This window comes from Pradoshia sp. TA40_28 (genome assembly GCF_059694525.1).
This window is the reverse complement of the sequence record NZ_JCATZO010000004.1, coordinates 330,610-342,667: the sequence shown is the minus strand read 5'-3', so window position 1 is coordinate 342,667 and position 12,058 is coordinate 330,610. Positions and strand designations below refer to the sequence as shown.

Annotated in this window: 7 protein-coding genes; 6 read left to right on the top strand and 1 reads right to left on the bottom strand. The window is 32.8% G+C overall.

Annotated elements, in window-relative coordinates; translation table 11 throughout:
- The first annotated feature begins 380 nt into the window (after positions 1–380).
- The 4 genes from AC58NB_RS07655 to AC58NB_RS07640 all read left to right on the top strand — a co-directional run bounded on the left by AC58NB_RS07655 (position 381) and on the right by AC58NB_RS07640 (position 9,252).
- Complete coding sequence (locus AC58NB_RS07655; RefSeq protein ID WP_497426234.1) at positions 381–1,238, top strand: DUF4007 family protein; 858 nt, start codon at positions 381–383, stop codon at positions 1,236–1,238.
- Between the two features lie 19 nt (positions 1,239–1,257).
- Positions 1,258–4,713 carry a DUF6079 family protein gene (locus tag AC58NB_RS07650; protein ID WP_497426233.1) on the top strand — a complete coding sequence of 1,152 codons (3,456 nt, stop codon included), beginning with the start codon at positions 1,258–1,260 and terminating at the stop codon, positions 4,711–4,713.
- Between the two features lie 12 nt (positions 4,714–4,725).
- Positions 4,726–6,201, top strand: a complete 1,476-nt coding sequence (locus tag AC58NB_RS07645) for a hypothetical protein (RefSeq protein WP_497426232.1) — start codon at positions 4,726–4,728, stop codon at positions 6,199–6,201.
- Positions 6,202–6,441: 240 nt separating this feature from the next.
- Positions 6,442–9,252 carry a DEAD/DEAH box helicase gene (locus tag AC58NB_RS07640; RefSeq protein ID WP_497426231.1) on the top strand — a complete coding sequence of 937 codons (2,811 nt, stop codon included), beginning with the start codon at positions 6,442–6,444 and terminating at the stop codon, positions 9,250–9,252.
- A gap of 41 nt (positions 9,253–9,293) precedes the next feature.
- Here the strand turns inward: AC58NB_RS07640 and AC58NB_RS07635 are convergent, their stop codons facing one another.
- Positions 9,294–9,683: a (deoxy)nucleoside triphosphate pyrophosphohydrolase gene (locus AC58NB_RS07635; RefSeq protein WP_497426230.1), complete on the bottom strand. Its 390-nt coding sequence runs from the start codon at positions 9,681–9,683 to the stop codon at positions 9,294–9,296.
- Positions 9,684–10,205: 522 nt separating this feature from the next.
- On the opposite strand from AC58NB_RS07635, the gene AC58NB_RS07630 reads away from it, so the two are divergent.
- Together AC58NB_RS07630 and AC58NB_RS07625 are read left to right on the top strand one after the other, a co-directional pair.
- Complete coding sequence (locus tag AC58NB_RS07630) at positions 10,206–10,745, top strand: NADPH-dependent FMN reductase (protein WP_497426229.1); 540 nt, start codon at positions 10,206–10,208, stop codon at positions 10,743–10,745.
- A 338-nt stretch (positions 10,746–11,083) separates the two neighbouring features.
- Positions 11,084–11,839 (top strand): aminoglycoside adenylyltransferase domain-containing protein, encoded by a 756-nt coding sequence (locus AC58NB_RS07625; RefSeq protein ID WP_497426228.1) that lies wholly within the window; start codon positions 11,084–11,086, stop codon positions 11,837–11,839.
- Positions 11,840–12,058 lie beyond the last annotated feature (219 nt).

Sequence of the window (12,058 nt, the reverse complement as noted above, 5' to 3'; positions counted from 1 at the left end):
TATAGATGCTTTCATCGTGTACCTACATGTACCGTTTTTATATTAGCAATAATTTTACTCATAAAGAGGAAGTTTAATTTTACACCCTAAAGCTACTGATTATTATATCTGTATAATGAAATTTTTGATATAATCATTTCTTATTAATGCTTACTTTAATGCTTTGGCTTTAATTATCATAATTAAGTTAGGGTTTTGATTAGGGAATTGCATTAATAATTAGAACAATCTTTTTTTTGGATTTACGAATGTATATTCGCAATTTCAGCTGAAGATTGTTATAATAAACACTGGAGGCACTCTCCAGAGGAAAAATAACTATACATTTTTAATTTATATTACTTCTGGGTAATGAGACCAGAAGACAAGAGAGGGAAATAATGGCTTACGGAAGACATGAAAGTTTCTACTTAAGGAATAAATGGATTAGTAAAGGTTTAAAACATGTAGAAAATTCTCCTACATTTTTTTACGAAAAAGATAATTTTGAGAAAATAGGACTCGGAAAAAATATGGTCCGTTCTTTGAGATTTTGGTTGACAGCTCTGAATTTGGTTTATGAGGATAATAAAACTCATCATTTAACTCAGCTAGGAGAAATCATTTTTAATAAGGATCGCCTGTTAGAAAAACAATCAACAATCGCGATTTTACATTCAGAACTGTTATTAAATATTGGAGATACAGCCACAGTATTTAATTGGTTCTTTACTAAATATAAAGAAACGGTTACTTCAAGAGCAAATCTAAAAGCCGCTTTCAAATTTTGGGTTGATGAAAAAGAATCAAAGCCTGTTTCGGAGAAATCATTAGAACGTGATATTGATGTTTTAATTCAGTTATATACGAAAGAGGCAGATGAAAATGACCCTGAAGATTCAATCTTTAGTCCTTTTACATCACTAAATTTGATTAAAGAAGAACGCTCGGGGGAGAGAAGCGAGTTAATTCGGAAAAATAAAGTTCAATATAATTACAATGATTTAACAGCATTTTACTATTTATTAATTCGATATGCTCAAAATGAAAAAGTGGAATTTATTCAATTGGAAGAGATTTTGAACCACGAAACGTTATGGGGGAAAGTATTTAACATTTCAAAATCTCAAGCTATTGATTTATTAAACTCTTTAACTTCAGATCAAGAATATCCTTTAGAATATGTACGTACAAATAATTTAGATAATGTTAAAGTTCCTCGTATTTCAGCATTAGAATTTTTGGAAGCTAAGCTATAAAAAAGATCAGGTGAAAAAAATGACATTTAAAACCAGTGTAAATATTAGATTTGATATCGGTAAAGACGAATTTGTAAATCGTTATATCCCAACTCCATCACATACGGAAGCTTTAAATGGATTATTAGATGGCTTTTTAGGAACTGGAAACCGTTCACATATCATTGTAGGAGCTTATGGCACCGGTAAGTCTCTTTTAGCGACAGTTGTTAGTACGTTAATGTCAAAACAAACAAATAGCGTTGAGAAGTTGACGAACAAATTTAAGCACTTTAATGATGAAATTGCTGATAAGATTCAACAAGCTAACAATACTGAAGTAAAATACATTCCAATAGCTTTAAGCGGTAATGAGGGGCGTTTTAGAAAGTCCATTATTCAAGGAATTGTGCAATCAATTCACAATGAAGGAATTGAGGTAGTTTTACCAGGTATTTCTTCTAGAATTATTCAATCAATTAATGTGTGGAAAGACAACTTCCCATTAACGTATGAACAATTTGAAAAATCAGCAATAAATAGCGGTTGCAAAATAGAAGACTTATATAAAAAAATTGTTGAGGAAGATGAAGCAACAATTCAATGGTTCTGTGAAATTTATCCGAAATTGACTTCTGGAGCTGAATTTGAAGTAGATTATGGAGACGGATTTCTTCAAAAATTAGAATATTTATTAACTGTAGCAAATAAAAACAAGTTAGGGTTCATTGTAATTTACGATGAATTTGGGCGATTTTTGCAAGGCTTACCGAATGAATTAATGAATGAAACAATGCAAGATATTCAAGATTTAGCTGAAATAGCAGATCGTGAAAAAGCTTTGCATGTTTTATTGATAACGCACAAAAATTTAAGACAATACTTCACAGGATTCAATGATGAAATCGCTAGAGAATTCCAACGGGTAGAAAAACGTTTAAGGCAATACACCATCTCTAGTGACCAAGCAACATTTTTGAAAATTGCAGAAGTTATTTTAAGTGAAAATATAGAAAAAAAGCCAAATATCAATACTAAACTCATCCCACAAATGACAAAAGGAATTCAAACATTTTCATTATTTCCGATTTTAAATGTAGAGGATCGTCAAAGAGTAGTTATAGAATCACTATATCCAGTTCATCCAGTCACTGTATATTTACTACCCAAACTTTCAAGTGTATTCGGTCAAAATGAGCGTACGTTATTTACATTTTTAGAAAGTAAAGAAACTGGTGGACTTCAAAATCACATTTCGAAGAGTTCAGATTATTATTCACCATACAAGTTGTTTGATTATTTTTTTACTACCATAGATGACGGTGATATAAGTAATGTAGCAACTGAACAATTTATTTTATATCGTAAAGCTTTATCTAGGATTGATAGCACACAAATTGATATTTCTTTAGCCGAGGCAATTTTAAAATTCATCTCTCTCTGGCAAGTATGTAATTTAACTGTGCACCAAAAGTTAACAACTGAATTTATCCGATTTGCTTTGTTAATAGAAGAAGATGAGTTGTCTTATGCACTGAAATACTTATCAGAAGTTAAGGCTATTCGATTCAACCCACTTATTACTGCTTGGGAAATTCATACTGGTAGTTTTGTTGACTTACAGAAAAAAATTGCTGATAAGAAGAAAACGTTTGTATTAAATCAAGAACTCGTTAGAAAAGAGTTGCTTGCAAACAGCAAAGCAAAATATTTTTTCCCGAATTACTATAATGATGAAGTTGAAATGACTCGATTTGCAAAAGTAACTCTAATTTTAAATTCTGAATTGCAAAAGTTAAATCAGTATCGAAAAATAAATAATCATCACGATATAAATATTTATTACATTATTCCTGATAATACAGGTCCGAAAAAAATATTAGAATATATTCGTAATATGCAATGCTTCAAAAAAGAAATCTTTGTGATTCATCCAGATTCAGTTAAAACAATTAAAACAGAATTAATAAATGCTGCTATTTTAGAAATGTTCATGTTGGATAAAAATTTATTGGCAGAGGATAAAGGAATTCTAGAAGAAATTAAAATTCTTCAAAGAGAAGCGATTTTTGGAATTTCAAAGTATATCAATAAACTCCAAAGATTAGATAAGGATTTACTATGGCACAATGTGAATAAAACAATAAATCCAAAAACGGATAAAGAAATGTCTGAATGGCTATCTGAGTTGTGTTTTAATTTATATCCTTTAACTCCTAAGATTGTTAATGATCTTTTCAATAGAATGAAACTATCATCACAACAAAAAGCAGGTGCAAAACAATTAATTAATGGTATTTTAGAACAACCTAAAGAACCGCAATTTGGAATTTCAGGTACCGGACCTGCTTATGCAATTTATGCAGCTATATTTAAAAATAATGGACATTTTGAAACCAATATCCATACGAAGGACTATGAAAACATTAATTACGAGCCATATGCTAAACTTCGCAACGATATTTTGGAACAATTAGAACGAAAACCGATTGGAAACTTTGCTGATTTGATTAAAATATTTACAACATCACCATACGGAATTCGTCAACCAGTGGTACCTTTATTATTAGTAGCGTTACTACGAGATCGTTGGAGCGAATTTATGTTATATAGAAATGACATTTTCGTACCCGGATTAAATGGTGATAAACTATATGAAATTTTAGAGGAAGAAGGAGCAGAAAACTATAGATATTCATATGAGAAAATTGCTAATGAACACTTGAAATTCTATAATCAAATTGATGAAATTTTTGCTGAATTCAATGAAAATCGTCTTGTGGGACAAAATGTTTCTCGATTGATTCAGACTTGTGGTACCCTAGTAAAATGGTTACGTTCATTGCCACGTTATGTACAAATTTCTCATGATGTATCAGATGAATTTGATAAGCTCCGTAGATTAATTAAACAAACTGAAGTTAAACCTCAACAAAGTTTGAATGAATTATTTGAAATATTTGGGTGTGATATAGAAACATTACGTGCAGTAAAGAAATATGCTGAACAATTAATTTATAGTAAACGGTCAATAGTAATAGAAATTTTAGAGGATATTACCTCGATTAATTCCCGTGAAGGGTTGTTTGAATGGTTAAAGCAGTATGAAGACTATAAAAAAACTAACGATCTTGTTAAAGCTTTAAATTATGCAGAATCTAGTCCTATATGGATTGATGAGTTTATCGAATTATTCACTGGTGTTCGTTTAGAAGACTGGTCAGATAAAACGTTTGAAAAGTTTGTAGGAGAGTTAACGGAAAGCTTTAAAGAATTAACATTCGATTCTTCGAAGAATGGTTTAGAAAGTAAATCGAATTCCGTTGTATTAATAATTGGTGAGGATAAAAAAATTATTACCAAGACTGAGTTTTCGGTAAAGGCAAAAACAGTTTATTCTAATATCGATCGTATTTTAAAAAATGCTGGTAGAAGTATTCCTAATAATGAAATTGAATATATGATCTATTTGTTAACAAAAGATTATATTGAATAAAGAGGTGAAGTAATGGAACAGCATGTTGTAATTGGTTTTGGCGGAATTTATAGTGCATACACAATTAAAATGCTTCAAAAAAAATATGAGTCAAATTCAATTAAATTATTTTTTGTAGATTTATTTAGTGATGTTTCTGATGAGCCACTTTATTTAAATAATGCGCTATTTATGAGTAATGTAGCCGAAAAATTAGGGGTAGATTTGATTACATCAAATTTATCTTTACAAACTGATAAAATAATAGACACAAATATTGATGAAAATATTACTTTTAAATTGAGTATAGTTGCTGAGCAAATAAAGGCTACGTATGAAAATTTATCCAATGTAATAATACATTTACCAATTACACCGAAAATTTTAAAAGGACAAAATAAAATTTGTATTGAGAGTGTAGAAAATGATTGGAATGATAGTTTTGAAGTGTTAAGCTTGTTTGAACAATTATTACCTGGAGTACAAGTGAGATTCACTATTGAACATTTAGCAGATAAAGTGAATATTAAGGATGAAATTTTAAATGTATGGGGTATTGATTTACCTCGATCTGAGAGAAGACGTGTTCACATTGCAATGTTCTCAGGTGGTGCTGGAAGTGCTTACGTATCCTATTATATGGTTCAAGCTTATAGAAGAGAGAATTGTAAATTGTTTTTCACTAACACTTTATGGGAAGATGAAGATAATTTACGTTTTATGGATGAAGTTGCTGAATATGTCGGTTTAGAGATTACGGAAGTTCTAGATGGTCGTACACCAGAAGAAGTGTTTTTTGATATGAGATATTTAGGTAATTCACGTTTAGCTAAATGCTCTGAAGAGTTAAAAGTACGTCAGACTTTGATATATTTAGAAGAGCTTCGTGATAATGAAAAAGTTGAGCCTATTTTATACTTTGGTATTGCTCCACATGAAAAACATCGTCGAGATGACAGTCATGTAAAACGTCGAGAAAATATTGTAGAAGAGAATAGCGGAGATATGAATATCCGTAAGGCTGCAGGAATTCGCTCATTTTATGCTCACTTCCCATTAGAACCTATTGAGACAAGGTTCCCATTAATAGAAACCTTACGAGAAGATATTGATGCAAAGGGAATAATACAGTATGAATGGGGTATTAAGTTACCTCGAATGTATACAGCTGCAATTGAGGCTGCAAAGCTTGAAGATAATATTCTTGCACAAAAATTAGTGAAAAAAGGTATAAATGGATTCTCCCATGCCAATTGCGGTGGACGATGTGTTCGTGGAGGTTTTCAACACTATGCGACACTGTATGCCATTTGGCCAGAACAATATAAAGAGCAGGAGGATATGGAGAACCGCTTTCGTGAACATTTTAAGAAAGATGTTTCCATATTAAAGAAAAATGGGCGGCCGTATACCTTAAAACAATATCGTGAAGATATGGATTTTCAAGGTGTAGAGAAATTTTTGTTCCAGCCGGATGATACGATTCCTTGTGTTTGTTCGTTCTCTTAATCGCCAACATAAACAATTAAAGAAGCTTTTCATAGGTAAAAGAACTTATGAAAAGCTTCTTTTTTATTATTTTTAATATCTAGGTTCTATAATTGTTCCGGATTTTATAATCCAAATATAGGAAATTGAGGGGCCTTGCATGGTAGATTAGCTACTAATGTATAAGTTGATTATTTACTTATGTGGTATTATGTTTATAAGTGTTACACTTTTACTACATTCAACAGTCAGGAGTCACCCATGAAAATCGAGAAGAAGCTTATTGTTAATTCGGATAAAGGGAATTTGTTAAATGAACTGATTTCGTCTATAAATCAATGTAAACGATTTTATTTTAGTGTGGCGTTTATTAATTTTAGCGGTTTGCAGCTTCTTTTAGATGCTTTTAAAGAGGCTGAGGATCGAGGGGTTCGTGGGCAGATTATTACCTCTACCTATTTGAATTTTACGGAAGTTAAGGCGCTTAAAAGAATTAATGAATTTGAAAATATACATTTGAAGGTTTTTGAGACAGATAAAACAGTGGGATTTCATACGAAGGCCTATATTTTTGAGTATGAGGACTTTTATAAAATTATTATTGGATCCTCGAATATTACTCAGAGCGCATTGAAGAGTAATATTGAGTGGAATGTGGAAATGATTGTGAAGGAAGATACAAAATTCATTGAAGATGTATTAAATGAATATAATGTTCTTTGGAATAGTAGTACTCAAGCGGATGATGCCTTTATTGCTAAGTATGAGGACTTTTTGAGTAAATTGAGTGATTTCACTAATAATCAATCATTCATTTATGAGAAAGCAGAGTATATCACCCCTAATAAAATGCAAAGACGTGCTATGGAGAATTTAGAACGGATTCGTTCCTATGGAGAAAAGAAGGCATTGGTAATTGCGGCGACTGGTACAGGAAAAACGTATATGTCTGCGTTTGATGTCAAAGCCTTTAAGCCGAAGAGATTACTCTTTATTGTCCATCGGGAAGAAATCTTAAAAAAAGCGAAGGAGACATTCGAAAAGCTCCTGCCTAATGAGAACTTATCCTTTGGCTTATTAACAGGGAATACCAAACAAATAGATGCTGATTATCTTTTTGCTACGATCAATACGATCTCAAAGTACTACCAAGATTATCGACCAGATGAGTTCGATTATATTATTTTTGACGAGGCTCACCATGCGACTAGTCCTAGTTATCAAGTAATCTTTGAGTATTTTAATCCTAAATTTACGTTAGGAATGACGGCTACTCCAGAACGTAGTGATCAGCAAAATGTGTTTGATCTGTTTGATAATAATGTCGCTTTAGAGGTCCGTTTACATGAAGCGCTTGATGATGATTTAGTTATTCCTTTCCACTACTTTGGAATCACAGATATCGATGAAGTGGATTTGAGCGATGTGGATATTGATGATGTGGTTGAAATCACGAAGCGATTAAAGGTTAATCAACGTGTTGACTTTATCATTGAGAAAATGAGTTTTTATGGCTTTGATGGGCTTACAAGAAAGGGACTTGGATTCTGTGTAACGGTCGAGCATGCTAAATTTATGGCAGAGGAATTTAATAAGCGGGGCTATCCAAGTGTTTATTTATCTGGTGATGATAAATCAGATAAACGTACAGCACTTATTAATAGATTGGAAGATGACAAGGATGCATTAGAGTTTATCTTTACGGTCGATATCTTTAATGAAGGTGTTGATATTCCTTCTGTTAACACGGTCCTTATGCTGAGACCTACAAATTCACCGATTGTATTTATTCAGCAGCTTGGTCGAGGCCTCCGTAAATATAAGGATAAGAATTTCTTAACGGTGCTTGATTTTATCGGTAACCATAGTAAAACGTTCTTGATTGCAATCGCACTAAATGGAAGCCGCTATTATGATAAGGAAAGTTTGAAGGTAGCGATCGCTACAGGCTTTGCTAATATTCCAGGCTGTACGCATATTCAGATGGATAAAATTTCGCAGGAACGCATCTTAGCACAAATTGATAAGGAAAACTTCCATTCCTTAAAGTATTTGAAAGAAGAGTATTTTGAATTTAAGAAAATGAATAATGGTCATATCCCAATGTATTTAATGGATTACATGAAGTATGATGGATCTCCTGATCCGATTAAATTTATTGATCGAGAGAAGACGTACTTATTGTTTGTAGCTAAGGTGGAAAAGAATGAACATCTAAGGAATCTGTTATTAGATGATTCATTTGAAGGAGCTTTAAAAGAACTATCTAGTAAGCTGCCGCTTAAACGAGTGTATGAATTTGTGATCGCGAGATATTTATTAGATTATGATCAGCTTTCTTTAGACGTTGCCAAACAAGAGATTTTGAAGCATGTGAAGGATGTAGATGAGGATAGTGTTTTGCATGCATTTGAATGCTGGAATCAAGATTATTACGATCCAGCTCAAAAAAAGCGAAATTTCAAATTATTTTCATTTGAGAATGGACAGTTGACGAAAACACCAGCTTATCAACGTCTTTTAGACAATGAGAAATATAGACCATTTATAGAAGATATCATTCATTATGGAATTTTCCGTTATGAAAAAGAATTTAAAGAAGACTATTATGGAGTTCCTCATTTCAAGCTGTATGAACAATACCAAATGGCTGATGCTGCTTTGCTATCTAACTATCGGAAGAGTCACAGTGCCTTTAGGGGATCAGGTTTACTAGCTAACGGTAATGATTACTTCCTGTTTATTGATTTGCATAAGGAAGCGGATATTAAGGATAGTATTAATTATCACGATGAATTTATTAGTGAGCGCTATTTCCAGTGGCAAACGCCGAATAGCACAGCGCCTTCATCTGATCGGGGCAAAAATATTGTCTTTAATAAAGATAGAGGGGTTACACTGCATTTATTTGTAAGGAAGTATAAAATGATTGATGGGAAAACAGAACCATATATATATATTGGTAGAGGTAATACGGTGAAGTTTGAGGGAGAAAAGCCTATTACTGTTCTAATGGAACTTGAACATGAAGTTCCGGCTAGTTTGTATACGGAGTTTACGAAAAAAGTATAAATATTAAGGGAAGTGATCATTCACTTCCCTTGTTTTATTTACTAGGCTAATAATGCATCAATAGTTGGCACATCAGCCGGTGCCCATTCTAGATTTCTTAAGTCTTTTAGTGGTACCCATTTTAATTCAGCATGCTCTGTTGCAATAGGAGTACCGTTTGTAATTTTCGCTTTATATGTAATAAGGTTAATGATGAAGGTAGGGTATTCATGTACGATATCTACCACTAATTCGCCTACTTCAATTCGACATTCGAGTTCTTCTTCAATTTCTCTTACTAGCGTTTCTTCAGGCTTTTCCCCTTCTTCGATTTTTCCTCCTGGAAACTCCCATAGGTTTGGTAGTGTCATTTCAGGAGAACGTAAAGCGCAGAGGATTTCGCCTTTTTCGTTTTCCATAACGGCTCCTACTACTTTTACTTTTTTCTTCATTCTTCATACATCCTTTATCGTTTTTTCTTTGTCTATAATATCATATCTGAAAGCTTTATTTTTATAGGTCGAAAGGAAAAGGTTATAGGTTGTTTAGGCAAATAATAAAATAGGCTAGTTATTCAGTCCCTCGGAACTTTATCCTTAAACTGTCTCAACTTATGCAGAAGGTACCCTTTTTGAAATGTTTCGACACTGGGTACTTTCGTATTCTCTGTTGCTACCTCATCTTCAATCTGAATGTGGTTATGGTTTATTTTTCTAATGATATATTGATTGCCTTCATATTCCCCATAGCGAAAGTTATCGAGATCAATAAAATCATAAATGGTTTTGTACGTTTTCTAAATCCATCATCTCTACGATCCCCAATTTAAATTATGGCTTTGTTCTTAGATATTGTTGTTTGTATAGCTGTCGGTGGTAAGGTATTTGTTTACAAGGTTAAGTAATTAACCTAAAATAAATAATATTGTAAATATATATATATATAAAAGGAAGGTTTTGGAATAATGAATATCCTTGTTATTCAATGGTAGTGCTCGTGAACAATCGAATAGTTTTGGAATTTCCAGAGAAGTAGTAAAACATTTGGAGAGTCTGAATGTTGCGGTAAATTTATACGATTTGCGCAGGGAAGAGCTACCGATTTTTAAAATGGAAGAATCACAGTATCAACATACATCTGTTAATAAACTAGTAAGTCTTGCGCAAAAAGCAGATGCATTTTTTATTGTCACTCCTGAATACCATAATGGCGTTAGTGGTGCATTAAAAAATGCTTTAGACTTTTTAGGAATTGATCATTTTAAGAAAAAACCGGTAGCAATTGTTGCTGCTCAAGATGGAATAATTGGAGGTTTTAATGCACTTAACCAGCTGCGTTTAATTTTACGAAGTCTTCATGCCAACACACTGACAGAACAAGTGATCGTTAACATGCGAAACTTTGATGCTTCACAACAATTGGTAGACAACGAGAGTATTCAACAAGTAACTTTACTAGTTGAAGAGTTGCTGGCTGAGGTGAAATTCAGTTTACAACGTGTAGCTACTATTTGATTATATTAAACTGACAGATATGCAGTTAATTAGGGAGACAGCGGAAAGCTGTCTCTTTTTATTAGATTGTTAACAACAATGATTATGAATAGAGCCGAAAAAATAAAATGGTTTGACGCTTTTGTGTCCGTATAGACGACTTGAGTATATTTAGAAGCCCTTTCATAAAATCTCTAATGGATATTTGGTTGTTTTTGTAATACTGTTTACTTATAGGGATGGAATATTTTTCTTGTAGAAGCCAGTGAACTTGCTTACTGATATTGGCAAGATGGCAACATTCCGTGAAAAAAGTAGAGTAAAAGTAGTACAGAAATCATTCATTGGAGGGTTTTAGTATGATTTATTCATGGGAAACAAGCACAATTGAAATAAAAGACTATGTGTCTAAGATTTTAGAACAAATAAAAGGCAGCTTGGGAGATAATTTTACGGGATTCTATCTTCATGGTTCATTAGCTATGGATGGGTTTAATCCACAATCCAGTGACATTGATCTTATCGTAGTGACTGAAGAACCACTACCCGTTGAAATTAAAAAAGAGTTTGTTGATTATTTCTTGTCCATTTCCGGAAAACCATTTCCAGTTGAAGTCAGTATTTTAAACAAAGAACAAATTAAGAATTGGCAGCATCCTTGTCCGTATGATTTCCATTACAGTGAAAAGTGGAGGGATCGATATGAAGAGAAGGCAGACGACTATCTGAATAAAGTTGACTTAAAAAATTCGGATTTAGCTGCTCATATCACAATTCTCCATAGACGTGGAATTTGTCTTGATGGACCTCCGATTGAAGAAGTCTTCCCGGAAGTACCACAAAGTGATTATCGTTCTTCTATACTGGCAGATTATCAGGAGTGCCTTGCCAACATAGAGGATGATCCAAAGTATTGTGTGTTAAATATGGTTAGGGTGTATTGGTATATAAAAGCAGACATCATAACTTCTAAGCAGGAAGCGGGTCAGTGGGCCATTAATACACTGCCTAAAATAGTAGCGGAAACGGTACAAAAGGTAATGGATGGCAAGAGGCCGGAAGAAAAAGAACTGCTGGAATTTAAAGAGTACATTGATACTAAGTTGACACAGTAAATCAATTAATGCTGCCTTATACAGAACTGACTCATATAGGTTGTTAACTGCTAGAATGTAACGTTCTGCATGATTGAGGGATAATTCTTTAATTGGAAGAGTTATTGAAGTATTGCTTTAAAGAAGTATGAAATATAGAAAATATAGCTCTTTTTAAAAAGCCTTTAACAAAGGCTTTTTTTATTTGTCTGCATGTATAAAGGAGTCTGCGATGAATCA

What these genes read in the sequence shown, in the direction of transcription:
- AC58NB_RS07655 (WP_497426234.1), top strand. Translation starts at nt 381, where the DNA reads ATGGCTTACGGAAGACATGAAAGTTTCTACTTAAGGAATAAATGGATT.
- AC58NB_RS07650 (WP_497426233.1), top strand. Translation starts at nt 1,258, where the DNA reads ATGACATTTAAAACCAGTGTAAATATTAGATTTGATATCGGTAAAGAC.
- AC58NB_RS07645 (WP_497426232.1), top strand. Translation starts at nt 4,726, where the DNA reads ATGGAACAGCATGTTGTAATTGGTTTTGGCGGAATTTATAGTGCATAC.
- AC58NB_RS07640 (WP_497426231.1), top strand. Translation starts at nt 6,442, where the DNA reads ATGAAAATCGAGAAGAAGCTTATTGTTAATTCGGATAAAGGGAATTTG.
- AC58NB_RS07635 (WP_497426230.1), bottom strand. Translation starts at nt 9,683, where the DNA reads ATGAAGAAAAAAGTAAAAGTAGTAGGAGCCGTTATGGAAAACGAAAAA.
- AC58NB_RS07625 (WP_497426228.1), top strand. Translation starts at nt 11,084, where the DNA reads ATGATTTATTCATGGGAAACAAGCACAATTGAAATAAAAGACTATGTG.